Annotated in this window: 24 protein-coding genes; 9 read left to right on the top strand and 15 right to left on the bottom strand. The window is 60.4% G+C overall.

Features of this window, described 5'->3' with window-relative positions; translation table 11 throughout:
- The first annotated feature begins 207 nt into the window (after positions 1 to 207).
- The 3 genes from purF (at position 208) to AC0V6T_RS05505 (ending at position 2,983) form a co-directional block, all read left to right on the top strand.
- Complete coding sequence (purF, locus tag AC0V6T_RS05515; RefSeq protein ID WP_486125015.1) at positions 208 to 1,710, top strand: amidophosphoribosyltransferase; 1,503 nt, start codon at positions 208 to 210, stop codon at positions 1,708 to 1,710.
- Between the two features lie 6 nt (positions 1,711 to 1,716).
- A complete protein-coding gene (locus tag AC0V6T_RS05510; RefSeq protein ID WP_486125013.1) occupies positions 1,717 to 2,430 on the top strand; it encodes an SDR family NAD(P)-dependent oxidoreductase in 714 nt (237 codons plus the stop codon).
- A gap of 208 nt (positions 2,431 to 2,638) precedes the next feature.
- On the top strand, positions 2,639 to 2,983 hold the full coding sequence (locus AC0V6T_RS05505) for a PilZ domain-containing protein (RefSeq protein ID WP_486125011.1): 345 nt from the start codon (positions 2,639 to 2,641) through the stop codon (positions 2,981 to 2,983).
- A gap of 21 nt (positions 2,984 to 3,004) precedes the next feature.
- On the opposite strand, the gene AC0V6T_RS05500 is transcribed toward AC0V6T_RS05505, so the two are convergent.
- The 4 genes from AC0V6T_RS05500 to AC0V6T_RS05485 are packed head-to-tail and all read right to left on the bottom strand — an operon-like array spanning position 3,005 to position 7,858.
- A complete protein-coding gene (locus AC0V6T_RS05500; RefSeq protein ID WP_486125009.1) occupies positions 3,005 to 4,195 on the bottom strand; it encodes a serine hydrolase domain-containing protein in 1,191 nt (396 codons plus the stop codon).
- A gap of 20 nt (positions 4,196 to 4,215) precedes the next feature.
- On the bottom strand, positions 4,216 to 5,451 hold the full coding sequence (locus tag AC0V6T_RS05495) for a class I SAM-dependent methyltransferase (RefSeq protein WP_486125007.1): 1,236 nt from the start codon (positions 5,449 to 5,451) through the stop codon (positions 4,216 to 4,218).
- Between the two features lie 44 nt (positions 5,452 to 5,495).
- Positions 5,496 to 6,887, bottom strand: a complete 1,392-nt coding sequence (locus tag AC0V6T_RS05490; RefSeq protein ID WP_486125005.1) for a cryptochrome/photolyase family protein — start codon at positions 6,885 to 6,887, stop codon at positions 5,496 to 5,498.
- Positions 6,888 to 6,901: 14 nt separating this feature from the next.
- Positions 6,902 to 7,858, bottom strand: coding sequence for a metal-dependent hydrolase (locus AC0V6T_RS05485; protein WP_486125003.1), 957 nt, complete (start codon positions 7,856 to 7,858; stop codon positions 6,902 to 6,904).
- A gap of 98 nt (positions 7,859 to 7,956) precedes the next feature.
- On the opposite strand from AC0V6T_RS05485, the gene AC0V6T_RS05480 reads away from it, so the two are divergent.
- Together AC0V6T_RS05480 and AC0V6T_RS05475 are read left to right on the top strand one after the other, a co-directional pair.
- Positions 7,957 to 8,907 (top strand): alpha/beta hydrolase, encoded by a 951-nt coding sequence (locus AC0V6T_RS05480; protein ID WP_486125001.1) that lies wholly within the window; start codon positions 7,957 to 7,959, stop codon positions 8,905 to 8,907.
- Complete coding sequence (locus tag AC0V6T_RS05475) at positions 8,904 to 9,377, top strand: RNA pyrophosphohydrolase (RefSeq protein ID WP_040464315.1); 474 nt, start codon at positions 8,904 to 8,906, stop codon at positions 9,375 to 9,377. The genes AC0V6T_RS05480 and AC0V6T_RS05475 overlap by 4 nt, the downstream gene beginning before the upstream one ends.
- Before the next feature lie 6 nt (positions 9,378 to 9,383).
- Here the strand turns inward: AC0V6T_RS05475 and AC0V6T_RS05470 are convergent, their stop codons facing one another.
- From AC0V6T_RS05470 to AC0V6T_RS05440, 7 genes are all read right to left on the bottom strand, one after another.
- Positions 9,384 to 10,055, bottom strand: a complete 672-nt coding sequence (locus tag AC0V6T_RS05470; RefSeq protein WP_486124999.1) for a glutathione S-transferase family protein — start codon at positions 10,053 to 10,055, stop codon at positions 9,384 to 9,386.
- A gap of 17 nt (positions 10,056 to 10,072) precedes the next feature.
- Entirely contained in the window at positions 10,073 to 10,567 is a 495-nt protein-coding gene (locus AC0V6T_RS05465) for a tetratricopeptide repeat protein (RefSeq protein WP_486124997.1), read from the bottom strand.
- A gap of 60 nt (positions 10,568 to 10,627) precedes the next feature.
- Positions 10,628 to 11,809, bottom strand: coding sequence for an RsmB/NOP family class I SAM-dependent RNA methyltransferase (locus AC0V6T_RS05460; protein ID WP_486124995.1), 1,182 nt, complete (start codon positions 11,807 to 11,809; stop codon positions 10,628 to 10,630).
- Entirely contained in the window at positions 11,806 to 12,084 is a 279-nt protein-coding gene (locus AC0V6T_RS05455) for a hypothetical protein (protein ID WP_486124993.1), read from the bottom strand. The genes AC0V6T_RS05460 and AC0V6T_RS05455 overlap by 4 nt, the downstream gene beginning before the upstream one ends.
- 9 nt (positions 12,085 to 12,093) lie before the next feature.
- Positions 12,094 to 13,548 carry an IMP dehydrogenase gene (gene guaB / locus AC0V6T_RS05450; protein ID WP_486124991.1) on the bottom strand — a complete coding sequence of 485 codons (1,455 nt, stop codon included), beginning with the start codon at positions 13,546 to 13,548 and terminating at the stop codon, positions 12,094 to 12,096.
- A gap of 98 nt (positions 13,549 to 13,646) precedes the next feature.
- Positions 13,647 to 15,137: a M20/M25/M40 family metallo-hydrolase gene (locus AC0V6T_RS05445; RefSeq protein ID WP_486124989.1), complete on the bottom strand. Its 1,491-nt coding sequence runs from the start codon at positions 15,135 to 15,137 to the stop codon at positions 13,647 to 13,649.
- Positions 15,134 to 15,886: a 3-hydroxybutyrate dehydrogenase gene (locus tag AC0V6T_RS05440; protein ID WP_486124988.1), complete on the bottom strand. Its 753-nt coding sequence runs from the start codon at positions 15,884 to 15,886 to the stop codon at positions 15,134 to 15,136. Before AC0V6T_RS05440 ends, AC0V6T_RS05445 begins: the two co-directional genes overlap by 4 nt.
- A gap of 125 nt (positions 15,887 to 16,011) precedes the next feature.
- On the opposite strand from AC0V6T_RS05440, the gene ypfJ reads away from it, so the two are divergent.
- Together ypfJ and AC0V6T_RS05430 are read left to right on the top strand one after the other, a co-directional pair.
- Entirely contained in the window at positions 16,012 to 16,863 is an 852-nt protein-coding gene (ypfJ, locus tag AC0V6T_RS05435; protein WP_486124987.1) for a KPN_02809 family neutral zinc metallopeptidase, read from the top strand.
- On the top strand, positions 16,841 to 17,386 hold the full coding sequence (locus AC0V6T_RS05430; protein WP_486124986.1) for a hypothetical protein: 546 nt from the start codon (positions 16,841 to 16,843) through the stop codon (positions 17,384 to 17,386). The genes ypfJ and AC0V6T_RS05430 overlap by 23 nt, the downstream gene beginning before the upstream one ends.
- Positions 17,387 to 17,497: 111 nt before the next feature.
- On the opposite strand, the gene AC0V6T_RS05425 is transcribed toward AC0V6T_RS05430, so the two are convergent.
- The gene (locus AC0V6T_RS05425; RefSeq protein ID WP_486124985.1) at positions 17,498 to 19,156 is read right to left on the bottom strand and encodes a M56 family metallopeptidase; all 1,659 of its coding nucleotides are present in this window, start codon (positions 19,154 to 19,156) and stop codon (positions 17,498 to 17,500) included.
- Positions 19,153 to 19,551, bottom strand: a complete 399-nt coding sequence (locus AC0V6T_RS05420; RefSeq protein ID WP_007164409.1) for a BlaI/MecI/CopY family transcriptional regulator — start codon at positions 19,549 to 19,551, stop codon at positions 19,153 to 19,155. The genes AC0V6T_RS05425 and AC0V6T_RS05420 overlap by 4 nt, the downstream gene beginning before the upstream one ends.
- Positions 19,552 to 19,683: 132 nt before the next feature.
- Between AC0V6T_RS05420 and AC0V6T_RS05415 the strand changes: the two genes are divergently transcribed.
- Positions 19,684 to 21,219, top strand: a complete 1,536-nt coding sequence (locus tag AC0V6T_RS05415; protein ID WP_486124984.1) for an esterase-like activity of phytase family protein — start codon at positions 19,684 to 19,686, stop codon at positions 21,217 to 21,219.
- On the opposite strand, the gene AC0V6T_RS05410 is transcribed toward AC0V6T_RS05415, so the two are convergent.
- Positions 21,220 to 22,209 carry a C13 family peptidase gene (locus AC0V6T_RS05410; RefSeq protein ID WP_486124983.1) on the bottom strand — a complete coding sequence of 330 codons (990 nt, stop codon included), beginning with the start codon at positions 22,207 to 22,209 and terminating at the stop codon, positions 21,220 to 21,222.
- Between the two features lie 173 nt (positions 22,210 to 22,382).
- On the opposite strand from AC0V6T_RS05410, the gene AC0V6T_RS05405 reads away from it, so the two are divergent.
- Positions 22,383 to 22,529 (top strand): hypothetical protein, encoded by a 147-nt coding sequence (locus tag AC0V6T_RS05405; protein WP_486124981.1) that lies wholly within the window; start codon positions 22,383 to 22,385, stop codon positions 22,527 to 22,529.
- Here the strand turns inward: AC0V6T_RS05405 and AC0V6T_RS05400 are convergent.
- Positions 22,514 to 23,776, bottom strand: coding sequence for an adenylate/guanylate cyclase domain-containing protein (locus tag AC0V6T_RS05400; protein WP_486124979.1), 1,263 nt, complete (start codon positions 23,774 to 23,776; stop codon positions 22,514 to 22,516). The genes AC0V6T_RS05405 and AC0V6T_RS05400 overlap by 16 nt on opposite strands.
- Positions 23,777 to 23,782 lie beyond the last annotated feature (6 nt).

Here is a 23,782-nt window from a genome sequence, read left to right as displayed (position 1 = left end):
GGTCCGGTGAAGTGGAGCAGTTGAGATGAATGCTGCCTTTAAGACGCGATCGGTGTGCGCACAAGCAGACCTCATGCGAAAACCGGTACGCTTCAGCCACGTAGCAAAAAAGACCGGTGACGGTCCGTGATCCGACCTTGTAATTGATCGGTAACATCGCCATTGAGCGCACAACATTCGGGGGCAGCGCAGCGGACAGTACGAGCGATGGCAAACACCGATACTGAGGGCGTCGCAGGCAACCTCACTCATCCATTTCTGGACCCGGACGGCGACAAGCTTCGCGAAGAGTGCGGCGTGTTCGGCGCGATCAATGCAGAAAAAGCCGCGGCCGCGACCGCTCTGGGTCTCCACGCGCTTCAGCATCGCGGACAGGAAGCGGTCGGCATAACCAGCTTCGACGGCAAGGATTTCATCTCTCGCCGCGCGCTTGGCCATGTTGCCGACAGTTTTTCCTCACAAGAAGCAATCGACGAACTGCCCGGCTCGATGGCGGCAGGCCATGTGCGCTATTCGACGACCGGCGGCGCGGGCCTTCGCAATGTGCAGCCGCTCTATGCCGAGCTTGCAAGCGGCGGTTTTGCCATTGCGCATAACGGAAATATCTCAAACTCGCTTGCGCTGAGGAAAGACCTCGTTGGCAAAGGGTCGATCTTCCAGTCGACCTCCGACACCGAAGTTATCATCCACCTTGTCGCCACCTCGCGTTATCCAACGGTCGCCGACCGGCTGATCGACGCGCTGCGCCTTGTCGAAGGGGCCTATGCGCTGATCGTGATGACGCCCGAAGGCATGATCGCCTGCCGCGACCCGCTGGGCATCCGTCCGCTGGTAATGGGCAAGCTTGGCGATTCGATCCTGTTCGCCAGCGAAAGCGTCGCCTTCGACGTGGTCGGTGCCGAATTTGTACGTGAAGTTGAAGCAGGCGAGATGATCCAGGTCGGCTTCGACGGCGAGATCAAGAGCCTGCATCCCTTCGGCAACCAAAAGGCGCGGCCCTGCATCTTCGAGCACGTCTATTTCAGCCGTCCAGACAGCACCTTTGCCGGGCACAGTGTCTATGAGGCGCGCAAGGCGATCGGTCGCGAACTCGCTATCGAAGCGCCATGCGATGTCGATCTGGTCGTGCCGGTTCCGGATAGCGGCGTGCCTGCGGCAATTGGATATGCTCAGGAATTGGGCGTGCCGTTCGAGCTTGGCATAATCCGCTCGCATTATGTTGGGCGCACCTTCATCCAGCCATCGGACAGCGCGCGCCATTCAAGCGTTAAGCGCAAGCACAACGCCAATCGCGGCCTTGTCGCCGGAAAGCGGATCGTGCTCATCGACGATTCGATCGTGCGCGGCACCACCAGCCTCAAGATCGTCGAGATGATGCGCGAGGCAGGTGCGAGCGAAGTGCATTTCCGCGTGGCCAGTCCGCCAACCGCGCATTCGTGCTTCTACGGTGTCGACACGCCCGAACGCTCGAAACTGCTCGCAGCGCGCATGGAAATCGAGCCGATGCGCGAATTCATCAAGGCCGACAGCCTCGCCTTCATCTCCATCGACGGCCTTTACCGCGCCGTCGGCTCGAAGAGTTGCGACAAGGCCTGTCCGCAATTCTGCGACGCCTGCTTCACCGGCGATTACCCCACCAGCCTGACCGACCTCGCGATGAGCGAAGAGGGGACAGGCGAGCTCCCTTTTGTTGATCCCAAAGCGGCCTGAACTTCCATGACAGACACAAAACCTCTCGCAGGGCGCACCGCCCTGGTTACCGGCGCGAGCAAAGGCATTGGCGCCGCGACCGCTATCGCACTTGCCGAGGCGGGTGCGCATGTGATCCTCACCGCGCGCAAGGTGAAAGCGCTCGAAGCCATCGAGGACCGGATCCACGATGCGGGCGGCACTTCGACCATTGCGCCGGTCGACCTGACCGAGCCCGATGCTGTTTCGCGGCTTGCCTCCGCGATTGCGGGGCGCTGGGAAACGCTTGATGTTCTCGTGATTTCAGCGGCCTATTTGCCAGAGCTCACACCGCTTCCGCAGATTGATCCCAAGCAGTTCAACACGGCGATCATGACCAATGTGGTCGCGACACAGGCATTGCTTGCCGCTTTCGACCCGCTGCTCCGCCGTGCAGAGGCTGGCCGCATCATCGGCCTCACCAGCAGCGTCGGTGCCAATCCGCGCTCGTTCTGGTCGGCCTACGGCTCGACCAAGGCAGCCTTCGACAACCTGCTCGACAGCTATGCCGCAGAGGTTGAGAAGCTCAGTCCGCTCCGCGTTGCCATCGTCGATCCGGGCGCGACCCGCACCGATATGCGTGCCCGCGCCTATCCCGGAGAGAAGCCTGAAAGCGTCAAACCACCCGAAGTGGTGGCAAAGCGCATTGTCGCCCTGCTTGCTGAAGACTTCACGACAGGCCATCGCGAGCGCGTAGATTAAGAGGCCCTGCGAGTTCCTGCGGCGTAGCATCGTGACGTCATTGCATCGCTTCACCGCAAAATACGGGCATGACGGCACAGAAATCTGCCTCTTACCAACCTGTTAACCTTCCTGTGCAACAGTCTGGCAAGCGAAACCGGTGGATGAGGGTCGAACCCGTTCCACCGGCACAGAGACCACCAAGCTGACTGGAGAAGGTAGCAGGCCCATGCCTACCGACCAAAAACGATACGAAATGGCAGCGCAGGAAGATCGCTGCTCACCGCGCACGCGCCTGACAATCCCGGCTACCCTTCGGGCGTCGGGTGGCCGCGCATTTCAGAGCGTGGTTCATGACCTGTCGATCTCGGGGTTCTCCGCTGCATCGATCAATCGCATGCACGAAGGCCAGATGTGCTGGCTCACCCTTCCCGGCCTCGAATTGCTTCAGGCCGAGGTGGTATGGTGGGACAACTGCATAGTCGGCTGCGCATTCACCGAGCTCTTGAGCCCGATCGTGCACGACAACATTCTTCAGCGATACAGCAACACCGGCGTTTACCGCCCGATGTGATGCCACGTCGCGGCAGTCCGATTACTCGGCTGCCGCGATCTTTCCGACCATCTGGAACCACTTGCCCCGGTTCGCACCGGTGGCCGTGGGCCAATTGCTGACAATCGAAACGACGAGGTTGTCGCCGGGCACGATGGTGATCGACTGACCGAAGATGCCTTGCGCGCCATAGCTGCCGGGATAAGTCCACCATTGGTAGCCGTAACCAAAGCCAGGTCGACCTTCGAAATCAACCAGCGAATTGCCTGCTTCCGCAAACCAACCCTCGGGCACGGGGTCGCCTCCGCCCTCAAGCGCGAAGACGCCCATTCGGGTGTAGTCCCCGAGCGTGAGTGACAGGCAGCAGCCGCCAATATTGCCTCCGCGCGGATCAGTCATCCAGAAGAGGCCGCCTTCGAAACCCGCTGGTTCGACAATCTTTTCCTGAGCATACTCAGCGAGCGACAATCCAACTGCGTTTTCGACAACCAGTCCGATAAGATTGGTCTCGCCGGTCTTGTAGACCCACTTCTCGCCCGGCTCGGCCTCGCGTTCGAGCCCTTTCAGCTGCTCAACGATGGCGTCAGGGCCATATTCGACCACGAAGCGATTCATGGCGGCCACGTCGCTGTTGGGATCGGTGTAATCCTCGTTCCAGGCGACGCCGCTGGTCATCGTCGCAATCTGGCGCACACTGACCCCGTCATAGGCTGAGCCTGCCAGACCGGGGACATACTGGGTGACCGGGTCATCCAGGCTACCGATAAAGCCATCCTTCACAGCGGCTCCCAACAGGGTCGAAGTAAAGCTCTTGGCTACCGAAAAGCTGGTCCAGCGTTGATCGGGGCCAAAACCGAGCGCGTAGTCTTCGAATTGCACGCCCCCATCTTCCCAGACCATCACGCCAGCAGCGCCTGTTTCGAGCATCAGGGAGCGGATTTCCTGTGCGAGCTCGGCCGGGAGCGGCGTTCCCTCTTCGAGCGCGCGCGGATTTGATGCGGCCGGGACTTCGTGGCCTGCGAACCAGCTTTCCATGTCGCGAAAACGGGCAGAGCGTTGCTCGTCGTTCCAGAACAGCACCTGAAGCTCCGACGGATCGCGCTCGGGCGGCATAACCATCTCTACCGAAGCCAGCGGCGCTGGCGCGGCCTCGACGCCCTCCGCGGCGCCATAGCTGCATCCTGCCAGCGCAAGTGTGCTCACCGCGCCCATGATCCCCAATAGCTTCTTCATCGAAGTCCCTCTCTCTTCTCTTATGTCTTAACCAGCGTGACCTGGTGAACGTCGATATTGCCCGAGCGGAACCCGCCTTCGCAATAGCTGAGGTAAAAGCGCCAGAGCCTCACGAAGCGATCATCGAAGCCCGCGGGCAGTCGGCCATGCTCGAAAGCGACATCAAAACGTTCGCGCCAGATCTTGAGCGTTTCAGCATAATCGAGCCCGAAATCGCTCTGATCGCACCATTCGAGGCCCCTCTCTTCAGCGAGCGCACGAAATTCGCTCGACTTGATGAGTAATCCGCCGGGGAAGATGTATGCCTGGATAAAATCGACCGTCCCTGCATAGGCCTCGAACAAATCGTCTGCCATTGAGATGTATTGGACACCGGCACGTCCTCCGGGAGCGAGACTGCGAGCAATGCAGTCCATGAATGTCGGCCAGTATTCGCGCCCCAGAGCCTCGACCATCTCGACGCTCGCAATCGCATCGAATGTCCCCCTGACATCGCGGTAATCCTGCTTGAGATAGCGGATGTCAGAAGATGTATTCGCCCGCGCATAGGCGAGTTGCTCGTCGGAGAGGCTGATCGCCGTCACATCAGCGCCCCTGCCTGCAAGATGCTGCGCCAGCGAACCCCAGCCGCATCCGATCTCAAGAACAGTCTTTGGATTGCCAAGCCGGGCCGACAAAGCCTCGTGCTTGCGTTTCTGCGCCGCCGTAAGGCCGTCTTCGCCAAGGCCGAGCGCGCTCGAATACGTCATCGTCGGGTCGAGCCACTCGCGGTAGAAATCGTTGCCGAGGTCGTAATGCGCAGCGATGTTTCGCTGCGAACCCGCGCGGTTGTTTCGATTGAGCCAGTGAGCCATGCGCCCCGCCCACTTGAACGGTCCTGAGCTGCGCGCCGTATCCCCCAACGTCCTCACATTGCCTGAGAATAATGCGAACAGCATCGTGAGATCGGGCGTCTCCCACTCATCAGCCTCGTACGCCTGGTAGAAACCGATCACCCCACCTGTCGCAAGTCGCAACAGCGCTCGCCAGTCCTTGAGCGTGATCTGCGCATCGAAACCCGGAGCATTACCGCCAAGCACCCGGGTCGTTCCATCGGGGAGGTGCGCAAGCAGCGACCCTTTCGCCAGCCCTGCATCAATCCGGTCGAGGATCTTGCCGAAGCCGGGAGCGATCAGGCGCGAAAACAGCCCCGGACGCGAGGCAAAACGCTCACCCGAACTGAGCAGTTGCTCTCCTCTGACCCCTTGCGCTGACATGGCGCTTTCTTAAGCGCGAGCCATATGGGGCCGCAAGAGCGCCCTCACCCGTTCTTCATATCCTTGTATGCCGATAAGGCCCGCTCGCGCCCTTCCTTGTGAGCGATCATCTTGGCTGGATAGGCCTTGGGCAAACAGCCGTGCTCTTCGGGATCGTGGATGTAGGGCTCATCGAGATCGGCAAGCTCGGGCACATATTCGCGAATGTAGGCAGCCGCATCGAACTTTTCCGATTGGGTCAGCGGAGCCATGATCCGGCTGAACATGTTTGAATCGACGCCCGTGCCCGCGTTCCATTGCCAGTTGACCGCATTCGACGAGTAGTCGGCATCGACCAGGCAATCCCAGAACCACTGCTCGCCCTTTCGCCAGTCGATCAGGAGGTGCTTGATGAGGAAGCTGGCGGTGATCATGCGCACCCGATTGTGCATCCAACCGGTCTGCCAAAGCTGGCGCATCCCTGCATCGACGATCGGATAGCCGGTCTTGCCCTCTTGCCACTTCTTGAGGTCCTTGGCGGCCTTTTCGTCGCTATCGGGATCGCGCCATTCGAGCTTGTCGTAATCTTCGCGATAGTTCTCGCTTGCATAAGCTGGGTATTCGCAAATCACGTTGGCCGCATAGTCGCGCCAGATCAGTTCGCTCTCGAAGCTGTTCCAGCCATTGGAGCGTTTGTGCTTGAGCGCGTGCCAGACCTGCACCGGGGAAATCTCGCCGAAGTGCAGGTGCGGCGACAGGCGCGATGTCTTGTCTACGCTCGGAAAATTGCGCTTGTCTTCGTAGTCGGCGACATGATCTTCCCATTCAGACAGACGCTCATGCGCTGCGTCCTCGCCCACCTCCCAGAAGTCTGCGATGCCTCCCGACCAATCGGGCTTGGTGGGGAGAAGGTTCCAGTCGGCAAGCTCGTCGCTCGCGGGCCAGTCATCTGGCGAGGAGAGCGTTTCCGGCTCGGGCAGCACGTCGCGCGGGGGCAATTCCTGTCGCAACGCTTTGTAAAACGGCGTGTAGATCTTGTACGGATCGCCCGAGCCCGTCGTAACGTGGCCAGCGGGGAACAAGTAAACACCGTCGTAGAGCTGGACGTCGATCTCGTCCTTCAGCTTCTTCTGCGCTTTCCTCCACCACGGCTCGTAATGCGTGTTCGCATGGATCGTGTCGGCCCCCACCGCATTCGCGACGGTGGTGAGTTCCTCAACCGCATCGCCACGGCGCAAGATCAACTTCGCGTTTCGGGTGCCCAGGCTCTTGCTCAGACTTTCAAGCGAATGGTGAAGCCACCAACGCGAAGCGCCGCCCATCCTGTGATGTTCGGGGGCTTCGTCGTCGAGGACATAAACGCAAACGACCGGACCAGCCTTGGCAGCGTGATAGAGAGCGGGATTGTCGGCCATGCGCAGATCGCGCCTCAGCCAGAGGATTTGCGGTTTGGTCATGGTACTCAAGCGTTTTAGTCGGGTACCAGTTCCATGCATTTCACGTCGGGGAGCACCAGCGCGAACCTGTCTCGCGCCAGCGGATCATAAAAGCGAGCATCGCGAAGAATGAGAGAACCATCGCGATTGGCCTCTCCAAAAGGCGCGCGTGACCAGAACAGGAAAGCATCGAGCTGCGAATTGGTCTTTCGCTCTTCGCTAAAGTCGGGAAGCTCGCATTGCTGGCTGATCGAGTGACTGTAACCATAGCCGAACGCCACGCCGTCCCAGCTGCTCGAAATCCAGCGCCCGCTTTCGAGCCTCGCGATTTGCTCACGCTCCCAGAAATAGAACGGCACGGGTGATGAAATGTACTCGGCCGGATAGGGCTCGCGATACTTGCCGCCCGCATTGTAATCGAACCACGTGATCGCCCCGTTGAGTGCGATGTAGAGCAGCCCGACGACGCTTCCGATCCACGCAGTCCGCGTCCAGTTGCCGCCGCGCTTTTCCTGCCGCAGCGACCACCAGATCGTCACCGACAAAAGCGCCCACAGCCACAGGTCGATGATGAATAGCGTGTCGCCATGGAACCATTGTGACGAGAACGGCTCGAGCAGACGAATGCCGTAAACGTTGAGCCAGTCGAGCGCCGGGTGCGAAAGGCAACCGAGAAAGCTCAAGCCATAGAGCCAACCGAAATGCACCGGAAGGCGCCCCTCGGGCCGTTTGCCCCGCTTTGCCTGCCACCGGTCGAACGCCCAAAGAAGACCAGCGAGGATCAAGGGCAGGATCACCCAGGCGGGCGGCCCATGCGTGATCCCGCGCCGGAAGCCGAGGTGTTCTGTCCCTTCAAGCCAGAAGAAGCACGCAGCATCGACATCGGGAAGGTTCGCTCCGATCACAAGAGCGGGCATTGCAAGGCCGGTTTTCCGCTTGAGACCCGTCTGCGCCATCACCGCGCCGACAAGGCTGTGCGTGAGATTGTCCATGAAGCGATGCCTACCGTCACACACGCCTCTTTGCGAGTGGAAATGCGCGGGCCAAGCCTCTATCGCTTCACGCAAAGAGAGACGGGAGAGAGCCAAGAATGTCCGACACCACACCCTTCATCCGCCCTGACATGAAGATGTTCCTCGATGCGCTTGCGGCGATGGAGGGACCAGCCCTGGCTGACATGACGCTTGAGGAAGCTCGCGCGTCTTATGTTGCGCTGCATGGCATGGCGGACCGTCCTGCGCGCGAGCTTGCGGTGATCCGTGACCTCACCTGCCCCGGCCCAGCGGGCGACATCCCGCTGCGCCTCTACGATGCGCGCGAGACGCGTGAACCGGGTCCGGTCATCACCTTTTACCATGGTGGCGGCTTCGTGATCGGCGACCTTGAAACACACCACGCGCTATGCACCGAGATCGCTGCTCTGATGGATTTGCCTCTCGTCGCGGTAGATTATCGCCGCGCTCCTGAAGCGCCCTTCCCCGCCGCAATTGAGGACTGCGAAGCCGCGACGCGATGGATCGCTTCATCTCCGCACGAACTCGGACGCGAGGCAACCGGGCTCGTCACGATCGGAGACAGCGCCGGGGGCAATGCGACGATCGTCATTGGGCAATTGCTCGCCGAGAAGCCCGCCGATGTGCCGGTCGCGTTGCAAGTCCCGATCTTTCCGCTCGCAAGCGCGGTCGAAGGCTCTGCAAGCTTTAAGGCATTTGCGGACGGCTTTGTTCTTACCCGGGCTGCCATCGAATTCTTCGATGCTGCCTATGGCGCAGTGCGCGAGGATGCGCGCGGATTTCCGATCCACGGCGATCACGCCAAGGCCCCGCCCACCATCGTGGTCACGGCAAGCCTCGATCCGATCCGCGATTCTGGCCGCGACTATGCCTCTGCCCTCTCTCAGGCTGGAGCAGACGTGACCTTTATCGAGATGAAGGGCGTCACCCATTCCTTCACCAACCTGCGCCAGGCCGTGCCGAGCACGCAGGGCGATCTGGAGCGGATCGTCGCGCATATGAAATTCCTCTTGGAGAACCCCTCTTGAACGACCTCCCCTATCGCCCCTGTGCCGGATTCATGCTTGCAAACGAGGACGGCAACGTCTTCGTCGGCGAACGCATCGACCCTAGCGCTCACGGCTTCTGGCAAATGCCACAGGGCGGAATTGACAAGGGCGAAGACCCTCAAACCGCTGCCTTACGCGAATTGGAGGAAGAAACGGGTGTCGGCGGCAGTTTGGTCAATGTGATTGCGCCTGCCTCGCGGCAGTTCCGCTACGACCTCCCGCCCGAGCTTCTAGGCAAAGTCTGGAAGGGCAAGTATCGCGGCCAGATCCAGCATTGGTATCTCGGCCGTTTTCTCGGGAGCGATGCCGACATCAATCTTCAAGCACACAACCCGCCCGAGTTTCACGCTTTTCGCTGGGTGAAGCCGCGTGATTTGCCGGACCTGATCGTCCCGTTCAAACGCGAAGTCTATGAAGAGCTGGTCGCGGAATTTGCGCAGCTGATCTGAGCAACTTCAGAAGCTGAAGGTGATCTTGTCGCGCTTGTCCTTCGCGCGGGCAGACTGGAACGAGGGCAATTCCTCGATCCTCTCGAACCACTGAGTCACCTGCGGGTAGCCATCAAGCTGACCCCGTTCACGCGCAGCGAACATTGAATACACCAGCGTGATATCGGCAGCGGTCAGATTGTCGCCGCCGAAAAACGGTTGCTTGGCGAGGTCATTTTCCATCAGGTCGAACAGCGCATCGAAGCGCGGACCGAGAAAGAGCTTGTGCACCTGGCCAAACACCGACTTGAGCAGGGCGCTGATAGGCCAGGGCGCGCGGCTTTCAAGCAGCCCGAGGATCATCGCAACGCTCTGCAGGTTCATGAACGATGCGCCCGACGCGTGATACCAGAACAGATGGCGCGCGCGGTCCTTGTGCCCTGCACCCGGACGCAGATCGCTGTCGGGATAGGAATCTAGAATATAGTCGATAATCGCGTTGCTCTCTGCGAGCACGAGGTCGCCCTCGGTCACGACCGGAGCCGTGCCGAGAGGCGAAAGCGCCTTGTATTCGGCAGGCGCAAGATTGGTCTCGGGATCGCGATTATAGCTCTTGAGCTCATACTCGGCGCCCAGGGCTTCAAGCAGCCACAGGATGCGGAAGCTCTGCGAGTATTCGAGGTGGTGAAGTGTCAGCATTCGAGTGCGCGCCAAGCTCAGTTGGCAGCCGTGCCGTCCTCGGCGGTTTCGACGGCAAAGCGCGCAGGAGGCCCTGCCGCGATGCGAGCCTGAAGCGCCTGCGTTTCAGGACAGCTTTGACCGCACATGCTTTCGAGCCGGGCGAGATTGCGCTGCGCCTTGTCGACCGCGCCCTTCTCTACCAGTGCCTCGCCTTCACCCGAGATTGCGGCGAAGTAATCAGGATTGCGGGCCAGTGCCTCGCGATAATAGCGGATCGCCTTGCCTTGAAGGCCGTCCTGACGGGCAGCTTCTGCAAGGTTCAACAGGATCGGAGTGTAGCCCGGATCGACCGCAAGCGCAGCTTCGAATGCATCGATTGCGCCCTGCGTATCGCCAGCCTCCAGCGCAGCTTCCCCTTGAGTGATAAGAGCCTGCGCGCGCGGATCGGCTTCGAGCTGGCCAGCGCTCGACACACTCGCCACGGTCGCGAACATGAGTGAGAGGGCAGCGGCAGCGGGCGCGAAACGCATGAACAGCTCCTTGAAGTCAGCAAGCCGAGAAGATGAAGGCTTCGCCATAGTCGTTAACGGCTAGCACGGGAAACGTAAGTTTGCGACAAAAAAGCCGTCCGTACCGTCGTGATACGGAGTAAGGCGAATGCCTTTCCCGCGCCTTCGTCCGACAGGAAGTTCGAGACCCTCGGCCTCCCATCCTGAATGCCGGTCAAGGAATGCATCGACCTGCCCTGATCCTTCTTCGTCAAGCAGCGAGCAGGTGACGAATGTGATACTGCCTCCGGGACGAACCAGCTTCGCTGCGATATCATGCACATGAGCCTGAAGCTTCGTAAGTCGGACAAGTTCTGCTTCATCCAGACGCCAACGGCTTTCAGGATTACGACGCCAAGTTCCGCTACCTGAGCAAGGTGCGTCGACAAGCACGTGATCGGCTTTACCTGCCCAAGGCTCAAGCGCTTCAATTTCACGGCCCGGATCGAGCAAGACAGTGTGATCGACCTGTGCCCCTGCCCTCGCAGCTCGTGGCGCAAGATTGCCAAGGCGTCGCTTGTCGGTGTCAGCGGCGATGAGGCTGACCGCGTTTCCAAACCTTGCGGCCAATGCAAGTGTCTTGCCACCTGCGCCTGCACAAAGGTCGATGACGGTGTCGCCGGGCTGCGCATGTACAGCCTCGCAAACCCACTGGCTGCCGTGGTCCTGTATCTCGACCAGCCCATCACGCCATTCTCGCCATTGCTCGACCTGCGTCCCCGATGCGAACCGGAGGCCCTGCGAAGCGATGAGTGGTTCGCCCTCTTCAGGCAACTCGATCGTGCCACGGTCGGCCTTGAGTGCGTTCACACGGATGTCGAGCGGCGCCCTGTCCAGGAGCGCCATGGCTTCGTCGCTCTCGATGCCAGAGGTTGAAAGCCGCTCTATCAACCAGTGAGGTGCGACCCCTGTCTCTGCTGACGTTTCGTTAGGAGCAATCGTTTGCGGCCCATGGGTCGAGCCGTCAAACAATGGCAAGAGGCTCTCATCCGTATTCGAGAGCGCAAGCATCGCTGAGCGGCCATCGGCAGGGACCGGACCGCACAGTCTCACCGCGCGGTAGACGAGTTCGCGAACCGCGCGCCGGTCCTTTGACCCGGCATAGCGCCGCGCTTTGAAATACTCGGAGATCAATCGGTCAGCAGGCGCGCCTTTGTTGCGAGCGCCCTCAATGATTGCATCGAGCAATTCGATTGCCGCCTGAACGCGGGCGGCGGGGGTCATTGGTCCCGCGCTTCGCTGGAACGCTGCCGTTTTTCGCTGAGGGTGTTGAACAGCTTTTCAAACTCCTCGCGGTCCGGCACGGGCTCGCAGAAAATCTGGAAGAGCGTGGCGTTTTCGTGTTCTATCGTGACACGGGCACGTACAACGCGCTCACCATAGTCGCGGCACTCCTCCTCGGTTTCGAACAGGGCAGGATAGCGCGTAAGTTCAATCTCACCCGGCCCGTCATCGGGAATGGCGAGGAGGAACAGCATCAGGGGAACGATTTCGATCACAGAAGTGCCCTATCGCGTCGGATAGTTGGGTGCCTCACGCGTGATGGCGACGTCGTGGACGTGGCTTTCCGAAAGACCTGCATTGGTAATCCGGACGAATTGCGCACGAGTCTTGAGGTCTTCGATAGTGGCAGAGCCGGTATAGCCCATCGCCGCCTTGATACCGCCGACGAGCTGGTGGATCACATCAGCCGCAGGGCCCTTGAACGGGACTTGCCCTTCGATGCCTTCGGGAACAAGCTTCATCGCCGACACGTCTTGCTGGAAATAGCGATCCGCGCTGCCTCGAGCCATCGCGCCAACGCTGCCCATGCCGCGATAAGCCTTGTAGGAACGGCCCTGATACAGAAAAACCTCGCCCGGGCTCTCAGCCGTGCCTGCAAGCATTGAGCCGACCATCACGGTCGACGCGCCAGCAGCCAGCGCTTTGGCAGCATCGCCCGAGGTGCGAAGGCCGCCATCAGCGATGACAGGGACGCCCGATTTGGCGGCTTCTTCAGCGCTGCCCATGATCGCGGTGAGCTGCGGAACGCCGACGCCTGCGACGACGCGTGTGGTGCAGATTGAGCCGGGCCCGATGCCGACCTTCACTGCATCTGCGCCTGCATCGATAAGCGCGCGGGTGGCTTCAGCGGTGGCGACGTTACCCGCAATGACCTGCACCGAGTTGGAAAGGTTCTTCACGCGCTCAACGGCCTTGGACACGTCCTTGTTGTGGCCGTGGGCGGTGTCGATAACGACGACGTCGACTTCGGCATCGACCAGCGCCTCGGTCCGCGCAAAGCCAGCATCGCCCACGGTCGTTGCTGCCGCCACGCGCAGGCGGCCCGCGGTGTCCTTGGTCGCATTGGGATAGGTGACCGCCTTCTCGATATCCTTGACCGTAATAAGGCCGATGCAGCGATAGTCGCCGTCGACCACCAGAAGCTTCTCGATCCGACGTTGGTGCAGAAGGCGGCGCGCGTCTTCCTGGCTGGTGCCAAGCGGAACGGTCGCAAGGTTTTCAGTGGTCATCAGCTCGCGCACTGGCTGCTGTGGGTTCTCGGCAAAGCGCACATCCCGGTTTGTGAGGATGCCGCACAGCTTGCCTTCGCTGTCGGTTACGGGAATCCCACTGATCCGGTTGGCTTCCATCAACGCCTGAGCATCGCCCAGAACCGCATCAGGCGAGATAGTGATAGGGTTAACGACCATCCCGCTTTCAAAGCGTTTGACGGCGCGCACGGCCGCACATTGCTCTTCGACGTCAAGGTTGCGGTGAAGCACACCGATACCGCCCAGCTGCGCCATGACGATCGCCATGTCGGCTTCGGTAACGGTGTCCATTGCGCTCGAAAGCACGGGGATGTTGAGGCCGATTTCGCGCGTCAGCTTGGTCTGCGTGTTTGCCATGCTTGGCAACACATTGCTTTCCGCAGGTCGCAGAAGAACGTCGTCAAAGGTAAGGCCGAGGGGAATATCCATGTGCACGTGCTGCTTTTTTCCGTGTGTGAAGCGAATCGTGCACGCCCATGTAGGGCGGCTTTGTGAAAGGCGCTAGGCCTGCCAGCGCGCTTTAGACGTTATTGTGAAGCAGCTGGGGTGTAAGCGCTTGTACTTGCTACCCTGCGCACCAGTTCCTCGTGCAGCAGAAGGTCATCAATCGCGCCGCCAAGCTCGATGCCTTCGATCGTATCACCCGGGCGGTGATACCTCTCGGCAAGGTAGGGACCAAGAACGATCTCCGAGGCAAAGGCACTAGAAAGGAAGACAGCAGGCACTCCTGCCTCGAGGAAGGCCCAGCCGTCCTGACGGCGCACGAACTGTTCGGCAAACTCCTTGTTGCCGAGCTCGCGGCGCGCCTCGGCAGCGGTCTGCCTGATCGTTTCGTCAAGCGCGGTGCGGCCTTCTCCTACGAACCCCAGCGCCGTGCCAGCAGGCGCGATAGCCACGGTGTCGAAATTGAAGGCTGCTACGATATCGTCGAGCGGGACCGAAGGCTGGTCGATAAATGCCTTGGCTCCCAACAATCCTGACTCCTCGGCGCTGGTGGCAAGGACGTAAATATCCCGATCGTAGGGGCCATTTGCAGCGAGCCTGCGCGTAAGCTCAAGCATCACCGCTATCCCGCTCGCATTGTCGACTGCGCCAGTGCATAGGGGCTCGGGCGTGTCCGGGGCACAATCGCCAAGGTGATCCCAGTGGCCGAGTAACATCACCGCACCTGCACCACGCAATGATCCCGGCAACAGGCCAATCACATTATAGCTGGTAAATTCCCGCCGCTGGCTTTGGGCATCGAGCGACGTTTTCGCCGAAAGCGGCACGGGGACGAAGTTCTCATCCTCTGCTGCGCCAAGCAGCGATTGCCAGCGATCTTCGCCCAGCAATTGCAGCATGACATCGTTGGTGACGAATGCGGTCACTCTGTTCTGCTCTTCACTCGCAAGCCCGATCCGCTCGCGGCCATAGGCGCGGCTGACGGCTTCGATGGAAGAGTTGTCCTCTACCACCGTAATGATCGCGGCCGGCGAGTTTTCGAACAGGGTCGCACGGCGGCGCGGGCTTACACCTGGCTCGCCGAGCATGACCACGACCTTGCCCGCAATATCCTCAGCAACGATGCTTTCTGCCTCCTTGCCGACGAAGACGAGTTCGCCGTCCTGGATCAATCCACGCCTGCCTGAAGTAAGGACAGCCGCCTGGCCTTCGCCCGGAGTGATGTCCCGCTCTCCAGCGGTGAACTCGATCGTGCCCGATAGCGGTGTACTCGCGACCAATTCCACAGGGGCCCGCCATGCGCTGCCCGGATCGTTCGTACCGGAAACAAGACCGGCACTTTGCATCTCGTTGATGAGGAATTCGACAGTCCGCACCTCGCCATCGGTTCCGGGCTTGCGGCCGCCGAATTCTTCGCTCGCAAGCACTTCGATGTCGCGCATCAGGTTGGCAGCAATCACATCGCGCTCAGCCGCTGGCACACTCGCAATCGGAGCGCGAGCACATGCGGCAAGGCACAAGCTGACAAAACACACTAGGAAAAGCCGCCCCCGGCCCGGCATACGCCCCATCATTCGGCCGTCCATCCCCCGTCAATGCTCCAATTAGCGCCCGTCACGTTACCCGCAGCATCGCTGCAGAGGAAGACCGCCATCGCGCCGACTTCTTCTGGCTGCACGAACTTCTTCGTCGGCTGCTTGGCAAGCAGAACATCGTTCATCACCTGCTCGCGCGTCATACCCCGCGCAGCCATCGTGTCAGGGATCTGGTTCTCGACCAAAGGCGTCCAGACATATCCCGGGCTAATGCAATTCGCGGTCACGCCATCCTGAGCCAATTCAAGTGCAATCGTTTTGGTGAACCCAGCGATCGCGTGCTTGCTGGCGACATAAGCGCTCTTGAACGGTGAGGCGGCGAGCGAGTGTGCGCTCGCGGTGTTGATGATACGGCCCCAGCCTTTAGCCTTCATGCCCGGCACGGCGAGCCGCGTTGTATGGAAAACGGCTGAAAGGTTAAGCGCAATCACTGCGTCCCATTTTTCCGGCGGGAAGTCTTCCACCGGTGAGACGTGCTGCATGCCGGCGTTGTTGACGAGAATGTCTACCGGGCCGACTTCTTCCATCATCACTTCGATAGCGGCTGGATCCATGAGGTTCGCCCCGCTGAAGGTCGCGCCCATTTCCTCGCACAATTTCGCGATCTCGCCCTCGTCGCCCAGACCGTTGAGGATAATCTCAGCCCCTTCGGCACGAAGTGCGCGTGCAACCGCAAGACCTATTCCCGACGTCGATCCTGTGACCAGCGCGCGTTTTTCCGAAAGCATCGGGCACAATCCACCGTTTCAGCCATTGAATTGACAAGCGTCTTTGCCGCACTGATTGCTGGTGTCCAGCAAAAGCTGAGCGACCAAGACATAGCTATAATAGATTCGATTGGGAGGACACGAGGATGCGCCTGAACCCCTTCAACACTAATAAGATCAATGTCGGCACGACTGGCGGTGCACGGCGAGCTGGCGGTGTTGGGTGCGTCGGGATCGTTATTGCCTTGGTCGGCGCAGTCGTCTTCGGTGTCGACCCACGCCAGACCCTCGGCCTGATTGAAGGTGTGCAGCAAACGTCGGGTTCATCGCAGGCACCTCAGAACGAGGATGAGACTGCGATCTGTTCCTCGAATGCCTACGCGAATGAGACTTGCGCGGCGCTCACCTCACTCAACGAGACATGGGCGCAGACTTTCGCCCAACAAAACGTTGAGTTTCGCCAGCCTTCCTTGAGGTTTGCGACCAGCCAGCGCTTCGACACCGCTTGTGGCCCCGCTTCGACCGGCATGGGACCGTTCTACTGCCCCGCGAACGAAACGATCTACATCGACACAGGCTTTTACGATCAATTGGCGCGTATGTCCGGAGAGCGCGGAGATTTTGCGCGGCTTTACGTGGTCGCTCACGAATTTGGTCACCATATCCAGACGATTACCGGCATCAGCGGTCAGATCCGCAGTCTTCAGGCATCGAACCCGCGTTCGGCAAACCAGCTGAGCGTGCTCATGGAGTTGCAGGCGGATTGCTATGCTGGAGTTTGGGCAGGCAAGAACCGGAACCTGCTTGAACCGGGTGACATGCAAGAGGGCTTGCGCGCAGCCAGTGCAATCGGCGATGATACCTTGCAGCAACGATCAGGACGCCGGGCGAATCCCGAGACTTTCACTCATGGGACCAGTCGCCAGCGTCAGGAAGCCTTGCAATTGGGACTTAGGGGGGACGACCGTGCATGTGATGAGATTACGCAGCTTCGTTAAACCGATCGGATCGGCAGGAATGGCCATGGGCCTTGCCCTTGCCGCCGCATCGCCAGGCGTTGCCCAGCAGCGCGACGAACCTGATGCCATGGACGTGGCGCGCACTCCGCTTGAAGACTTCAACATCGACAGCGACGATCTGCCTCCTGTTCTCGTCGATGCCGCGGCCGATCCGTACGACGTGGAAGGGCTGCTGAACTGCAACCACCTAATGGCCGAGATCGCAGCGCTCGATAACGCGTTGGGTGACGACTTCGATATCTTCGTTGAGGAAGAGGGACGCCGGATAAGCGGTGGCAGAGTGGCACAAAGCGTTGTCGGCTCATTCATCCCCTTCCGCGGCCTTGTTCGCGAAGTTTCCGGCGCGAACAAGCGTCGGCGCGAGTTCAATCGCGCAGTGACCGCAGGGATGGTGCGGCGTGGCTTCCTTAAAGGCGTCGGCCGCGAACGCGGATGCAACTACCCTGCGCGTCCCCGCACCGAACGCCCTGTCCTGCCAACGCAGGAGCAGGACGGACAGTAGGCCGAATACGAGCCCAAAAAAGATAGGCCGGCGCGCAACTTGGTTGCTCGCCGGCCTTCTTTTGCGCGAGGGAAAGGGTCCTCGCACATGCGCCTGTTCAATCGGCCTTAATTAGCGGGCGTTTGCTTCCCACCGCTCGATCTGCTGGTCGAGTTCACGCACGACACGCTCGCGCATTTCGGCCGTCATGTCGCGGCTGCGAGCAATTTCTGCACGCGCCTGCTTCAATCCTTCGAGAGCCGATGCCATCACTCGCGCCTGGCACAATTTGACGACGCGAGTGCCATCGGCGTTCTCAACCGTCGTAGCAACTTCGTCGCTCGATGAATTGCAGCTCATGCGAATAACGGTCCGGACCTCGGCTTCGGCTGCTTCCACGTCGGCCATGGCTTCTTCAAGGATTTCGGGCAGCTCATCGAGCTCCTTCTTGGCCTCTGCGAGTTCTTCGCGCATCTCGATGATGATGCGTTCGCGCTCCTCTTCGCTCATGCCTTCGCTGGTCCACTCGTTCTTTTCGACCCAGCGTTGGACATGAACGCGGCTGTCGCCATCGCTCTCAGTCCGGATAACGAACACGTTTTCGCTGCGAGTGCCGTCCTCGGAAACGTCGACGTCGACATCCACATCCGGATCAACTTCTTCGATCTCTTGAACCAGCGGCGCAGCAGGAGCGATCGGAGCGGCTGGCGGTGCCGGCGGCGCGACAGACACGCTTGGCGGAGCAGGCGGTGCCGGCGGCAGCGGCGCTTCGCTTGCAGCGTAGGAGATGGATGCGGTCAAAGGCAGAGCCACAACCGCCGCGCCCAGCATCAGTCGACCGGCCAGTCGGCGGCTCTTTGGAGTGTCGTTCATCTTTAGGCTCCTCAAACGATGAATTATCGATTTTTCTCCCAGCACCGGGCACGCCATCGGCGCGGTGAGGGCATGGTTGGGCGCGACACCAGGGCTTGCGGCAAAGCTTACGATCAGATTCGCATAGGCTTCGCGCGCTTCGGATAGAGTTTCAGGCGGACGCTGCGCCATGACACGCGCATCGCAAGCCGCTTCCTGATCGCGCCGCAGCGCAAGCCAGCCATAGCGGCCTAGCGGATTGAACCAGTGCATGGCGAACAAAGGCTGCACGAGAACGTTGACAAGGAGGTCGCGGCCTTTGTGGTGCGCCAGCTCGTGAGCCAGCGCGAGATCGCGGGCCTGCCGATCTGGCTGCGCCAGAAAGCCGGGCGGGAGAGCCACGACCTTGTCGATCACGCCAAATGCAAGCGGCGCATTCGTGCCATGCGTTTCGACAAGGCGAACCTTGCCATCTCGGCCGACTTCGCTCGCACCGTCGAGCAAGTCATCGCGAAGTGCGAAGTAGGCGTTGAAGCGCATGTAAAGGAAAATGGCGGCGCCGATCAGCCACACTGCGATGCCAGCTTCGATTAAGGGTCCAAAATCGAAGCTATGCGTCGGGGTAAGCTGTGTGGCGAGACCGGACGCCGCCGCCTCAGACTGCCCTGCTCCATCTTGTGTCGCAACTGGAGTGACGGGGTCGAGGATTAGGTATTGGGTGCCGCCCTCGATCACCGGCTCTGCGGTTGCCGTTGCGTCAACTGGACGCATCGAGGCAGGCAGTTCAATCGGGGGCATGACGAGCCTGAGCGCAGGCAATGCCCACAAGGCGTAAGCGAATTGGGGGCCGAACCAGCGGGTAACCGGACGGCGAAGGACAAGAACCAGTGCGATCAGCGCAGCGGTCCACGCGAGCGTTTCTAGGAGCCAGCTGGTCATTGCTTCAACTCCTTCAGAAGTGCCTCGATTTCGCTGAGGTCGTCCTCACTCAGCGCCTCGGTCTCGGCCAGGTGAGCAACCAGCGAAGCCGCCTTTCCGCCAAACAGGCGGTCGACAAGACGGCGCGATTCCCCGCCGACATATTCGGCGCGGGCGATCAGCGGGCTGTAAAGGAAACGGCGACCATCCGGACGGGTTTCAATCGCACCTTTCTGAACAAGACGAGATAGCAGCGTCTTGACCGTGGCAAGGCTCCACTCGCGCTTTTGGCATACGACTTCGCACACCTGCGCGGCGCTGGCGGTGCCGCGATCCCAAAGGACTTCCATGACCGCATGTTCAGCTTCGCTGATGCGTTCAGGCTTTTCAGCATTGTTATCAGGGGACTTGGTCAAGCGTGCCTCCCTCTTCCACCGGTGGCTTGATTACGTCTGTAGTCACAACGATTACGCTTGTAAACATTGCTGCTTGATGAATGACGCGCCCCCCCGCTTGCTCTTCTGCAAAGGGTTCACCAGAACGGACGAATGACTTGGAAGACAGCCATTTGCGCAAGCTTCGCCATGCTGGTGAGCGCACCCAGCCTCGCCCAAGACGAGATTTTCGCGATCACAGAGCCAGTTGAGCTCGACCCGAATGACCCTGAAATCTCCGAAGTAGGTGAACTCATTTATCGCGGCGGTGTCATGATCGAGCCGGGCGAGGAGGAAATCGGAGGCATTTCGGGCCTCGAATGGCACGATGGCCTGCTCTATACGGTCAGCGATGACGGCAAGTGGCTCACCATCGAGCCAGACGAGTTCGATGGACGGCTGATCGACGTGCTGGCAATCATGCGCGGCGATCTGAACGACGAACGCGGCAGGCGTTTGCGCGACAAGGAAGACGCCGATGCCGAAGCCATCACCCGCGATGCGGCGGGTAACTGGCTCGTCAGCTTCGAACGTCGCCACCGGGTCTGGCGCTATGACGACCTTGCCGAGGGCGCGGGAGTAGATCTCGAATACCCACCGTCCATCCTCTTTGGCGCGCAAGGCAATTTCGGCATCGAGACACTTGCGCAGGCTGGCGATAAGCTGCTCGTTTGCGGAGAATGGGCCGGGACCGAACGGGAAAACTGCTCGCTGATCGTCGACGGCGGTGAAGTCGCATTCGAAGTCGCGCCTCCCCCGGACCTTGCAGAACAAGGCGGCGTTCCAACGGATGCCGCCTGCGGAGCCGATGGCACCTGCTACATCCTGTTTCGCAGCTACGTGCAGGGACAAGGCAACCGCGCAGCGATCGTCGCCGTGCTTGCCGAGGGTGGGAACGAGACAGTTGCAACGCTGTTGCCACCGCTGACCCTCGACAATTTCGAAGGCCTCGCGCTGCGCGAACAGTTCGGCAAGACATTCTTATATCTCGCCTCGGACGACAATTTCTCCGAGAACCAGCGCACTTTGCTGATGAAGTTCGAGATCAAGCAGACCGAGCCTCTGATCGCCGAAACGCCCGAGCCGGAGGTCAACTACGAAACCACCGACGTCGTTCTCGAGACCGAGATGGGAGAGATCACCATCCGCCTCGAGACCGAACGCGCTCCAATCACCGCTGCCAATTTCCTGCGCTACGTCGATGAGGACAGGTTCGACGGCACGGTCTTCTACCGCGCGATGAAACTGGAGCGCGAGCCTATGCCCAATGGCCTGATCCAGGGCGGCACACAGTTTGATCCAAACCGCATCCTGCCGGGCATCCCACATGAGCCGACCACCAAAACGGGCCTAAGCCACACCAACGGGGCACTGTCGATGGCGATGGGCGAACCGGGTACGGCGAATGGCGATTTCTCGATCATGCTCGCCGATCAGGTCGGCCTCGATGCTCAGCCCGATTCAGACGACCCTATCTGGAAGAATGGCTACGCCGTCTTCGGCTACGTCATCGATGGGATGGATGTCGTCTCCGCGATCCATGCCTTGCCTGCCGATCCCAACAAGGGCGAAGGCATGATGGTCGGACAGATTCTCGCCGATCCGGTGACTATCCTAGATGCGCGCCGCGTCGAGGAGCCTGACGAATAATCACTCGCCGACCGCTGGCCTGCCCACCGGAGCGCTCGCCACTTGCGGCATGCCTGCCTCCAGCGTTGGAAGCCAGGCTGAAACGCCAGCGCCGAACGCGCTTTGGGGCAGCGAAGCGAGCAGGCGCCGCTCGCTTTCCCAACCAGCAATGGTTCGACCTGCCGCCCGCACGGCTTCGGTTAGCGGCTGCGGTTCGCGAAGCGCGCGGTTGACCAGCGCATCGCCATAGAAGGTCCAGTCGTTCTCCGGCTCGCAACCGAAGGAATTACGCGTCGAAGCGGCGGCGGTCAGAATTGCGGTGTCGCGGCCCGAAAGGGCGGGCACGAAGACGCCGGAATAGCACGCCGAGATGATGAGGATGCGCCGCTCGATTCCGAGCTCCTCGAACGCGTCGGCAAGCCGCGTGGGCGACAATACGCCGTAGCCGGTGTCGCCATAATGATAGGCCAGACCGAGTTCGTTGCCATGGCTCGTCGTATAGAGCACCAGCACGTCTTCATCGGTGTCCATCAGCTCTGCGATGTGTGCGAGGCTGACCAGTAGGCTTTCGATCGAACCGCGCGGCAGATCATCGCGCGTACCATCCGGCCCTGCGAGCGTAAGGACCCGTCCGTTCGCTCCATAACGGCGAGCCAAGACGCGGCCAGCTTCGCGAGCCTCGCGGGCAAACACTGGGTCGCTGTCGAGCGCAATGCTCACGACATAAGCGTCAATCGATCCGGACCGCTGAGGCGCAAGCGCGTCGAGCGAACGAGCAAGACGGCGGCGCTGGTCGAGCAGAACGCGCGCAGGCTCGCCGCGCTTGAGTTGCGGTGCCTCTGCAAAGCTCTCCAGCATCTCCGCACGCGTTTGTCCTATCCCGATATTTGGAAAAGGCTCAGTGTGTTCGGGAGGCTGGTTGGGATTGTCCTGTGCCCCGGCCGGTAGTGAAAGCGGCGCGGCGCAAAGCGCAGTGATCACGGCGAGACGGTAGAGGGTGCGCAAAACCATTGCTGCTTGTTTCAGGGAGGCTGGCGGAAGCGTCAAGCGCCATTGTATCCATCCGACAATTGTTGCCGGCTGACGGATCACTACAATTCAGTAGCGCCAGATCGAAGGTAATTACGACTCATCAAGCGACCCGCACTTCCTTCGGATCGCCGCTATGCACGAAGGACCAAAAGATGAGTAAGACTGACAAACCCGATCCCGCTGACCGCGTCGTCAAGATCCCCGCCAATCCGGCTGCAGGCCTGTTTGGCCGCCGGATGACCCCGGCCTCGAACTTCCCGCGCCCGGTCGACAACGGACCCACTCACCGCGCGGCCTGATCCGCTACCTCGTTTTCAATGATTACGCGGTAGACCTTGGTCTCGCCGATGCCTTTCAAGGTCTGAAGCTCTGCCGGAGTGAAATCGACCTGCGAGCACGCCGCGAAATAGGTGCTTTCCGACACAGCAATGCCGCCCGGCTCTGCAACGCCTTCGAGCCTTGCAGCTGTATTCATCGTGTCACCCCAATAATCGTAAGCCATTCGCTGTTGGCCGATCACTCCGCCGACGACAGGGCCGGTATGAATGCCGACCCTGATGGCAACGTCGATCCGGGTGTCGCGGGCATAATCGGTGACTGCTGCGATCATTTGCTCGGCGAACCGAATGGCTGAAACTGCATCGTTCTCGGTGCTGGTGGTACCGCCTGCGACTGCGAGATAGGCATCGCCGATCGTTTTTACCTTCTCCACGCCAGCGTTCTTCGCGCATTCGTCTGCGAGGCCGAAAATGGCGTTGAGCAGCTTGACGAGATGACCGGGCGAGAGCTTTCGAGCCAGTTTCGAGAAACCGACAATATCGACGAACACCACAGAGACATCGGAGAAGCTGTCCGCCACGACCTCGCCGCGGCGCAGGCGGTTCGCGACGTTCTTGGGCAGGACATTGAAAAGCATCTCTTCGGTCTTGGCGCGCTCGTCTTCGAGGGCCATCCACGCCTTGTAGCTGCGGCGCGCGCGGCGATCGATGTCCCAGTTCACGAAGCAGGCAAAGGTGAAGAAGGTCGTGAAGTTGGTGAATGAATAGACCACGTTGACGATGTTGCGGTCCACGATGAGCAGGAAAGTGGCATAAGTCAGCAGCAGCACCACTGCCCAGCTGAAGAAATACCGGGTGGTCGCGACAAAGCCGACACTCGCAAACACAACGAGAATGCCGAAATTGATAATCCCCATCCCGAACCGGCTGATCTCGGTTATGTCGGATTGTTCGCCCAGCGCCTCGATCAGCAGAACCATCACGACCGTCATCGCAATGAAGATGACGAGGTCGATCCAGCTCTGCTCGATGTAGAAGCGCGTGAATGTCAGCCCGACAATGCAGGTAAGCACCAGCATGAAGGGGATCGCCGCCATGTTGTAGGCGATCACCCCCTCGGGCGGGAAATGCATCGGGTTGAACCCGATATACGAGATCAGCGTGACGATTCCGATCCCGGCGAGGAAACGCGTCGCAGGGACGCGCGCCTCGCGCTCGCTCATCACGTAGGCCTTTTCGACCGCTGGATCATCGAATCTGGCGAGCATGCGAAC

The organism is Erythrobacter sp. S158 (assembly GCF_057364915.1).
The sequence above is the reverse complement of the archived record's forward strand: the minus strand, read 5'-3'. Positions and strand labels throughout refer to the sequence as shown.

What these genes read in the sequence shown, in the direction of transcription:
- AC0V6T_RS05460 (WP_486124995.1), bottom strand. Translation starts at nt 11,809, where the DNA reads ATGACCCCCGCCGCCCGCGTTCAGGCGGCAATCGAATTGCTCGATGCA.
- purF (WP_486125015.1), top strand. Translation starts at nt 208, where the DNA reads ATGGCAAACACCGATACTGAGGGCGTCGCAGGCAACCTCACTCATCCA.
- AC0V6T_RS05425 (WP_486124985.1), bottom strand. Translation starts at nt 19,156, where the DNA reads ATGACCAGCTGGCTCCTAGAAACGCTCGCGTGGACCGCTGCGCTGATC.
- AC0V6T_RS05440 (WP_486124988.1), bottom strand. Translation starts at nt 15,886, where the DNA reads ATGCTTTCGGAAAAACGCGCGCTGGTCACAGGATCGACGTCGGGAATA.
- AC0V6T_RS05500 (WP_486125009.1), bottom strand. Translation starts at nt 4,195, where the DNA reads ATGAAGAAGCTATTGGGGATCATGGGCGCGGTGAGCACACTTGCGCTG.
- AC0V6T_RS05490 (WP_486125005.1), bottom strand. Translation starts at nt 6,887, where the DNA reads ATGACCAAACCGCAAATCCTCTGGCTGAGGCGCGATCTGCGCATGGCC.
- AC0V6T_RS05410 (WP_486124983.1), bottom strand. Translation starts at nt 22,209, where the DNA reads ATGGTTTTGCGCACCCTCTACCGTCTCGCCGTGATCACTGCGCTTTGC.
- guaB (WP_486124991.1), bottom strand. Translation starts at nt 13,548, where the DNA reads ATGGATATTCCCCTCGGCCTTACCTTTGACGACGTTCTTCTGCGACCT.
- AC0V6T_RS05415 (WP_486124984.1), top strand. Translation starts at nt 19,684, where the DNA reads ATGACTTGGAAGACAGCCATTTGCGCAAGCTTCGCCATGCTGGTGAGC.
- AC0V6T_RS05485 (WP_486125003.1), bottom strand. Translation starts at nt 7,858, where the DNA reads ATGGACAATCTCACGCACAGCCTTGTCGGCGCGGTGATGGCGCAGACG.
- AC0V6T_RS05400 (WP_486124979.1), bottom strand. Translation starts at nt 23,776, where the DNA reads ATGCTCGCCAGATTCGATGATCCAGCGGTCGAAAAGGCCTACGTGATG.
- AC0V6T_RS05405 (WP_486124981.1), top strand. Translation starts at nt 22,383, where the DNA reads ATGAGTAAGACTGACAAACCCGATCCCGCTGACCGCGTCGTCAAGATC.
- ypfJ (WP_486124987.1), top strand. Translation starts at nt 16,012, where the DNA reads ATGCGCCTGAACCCCTTCAACACTAATAAGATCAATGTCGGCACGACT.
- AC0V6T_RS05480 (WP_486125001.1), top strand. Translation starts at nt 7,957, where the DNA reads ATGTCCGACACCACACCCTTCATCCGCCCTGACATGAAGATGTTCCTC.
- AC0V6T_RS05510 (WP_486125013.1), top strand. Translation starts at nt 1,717, where the DNA reads ATGACAGACACAAAACCTCTCGCAGGGCGCACCGCCCTGGTTACCGGC.
- AC0V6T_RS05445 (WP_486124989.1), bottom strand. Translation starts at nt 15,137, where the DNA reads ATGATGGGGCGTATGCCGGGCCGGGGGCGGCTTTTCCTAGTGTGTTTT.
- AC0V6T_RS05430 (WP_486124986.1), top strand. Translation starts at nt 16,841, where the DNA reads ATGAGATTACGCAGCTTCGTTAAACCGATCGGATCGGCAGGAATGGCC.
- AC0V6T_RS05505 (WP_486125011.1), top strand. Translation starts at nt 2,639, where the DNA reads ATGCCTACCGACCAAAAACGATACGAAATGGCAGCGCAGGAAGATCGC.
- AC0V6T_RS05470 (WP_486124999.1), bottom strand. Translation starts at nt 10,055, where the DNA reads ATGCTGACACTTCACCACCTCGAATACTCGCAGAGCTTCCGCATCCTG.
- AC0V6T_RS05495 (WP_486125007.1), bottom strand. Translation starts at nt 5,451, where the DNA reads ATGTCAGCGCAAGGGGTCAGAGGAGAGCAACTGCTCAGTTCGGGTGAG.
- AC0V6T_RS05465 (WP_486124997.1), bottom strand. Translation starts at nt 10,567, where the DNA reads ATGCGTTTCGCGCCCGCTGCCGCTGCCCTCTCACTCATGTTCGCGACC.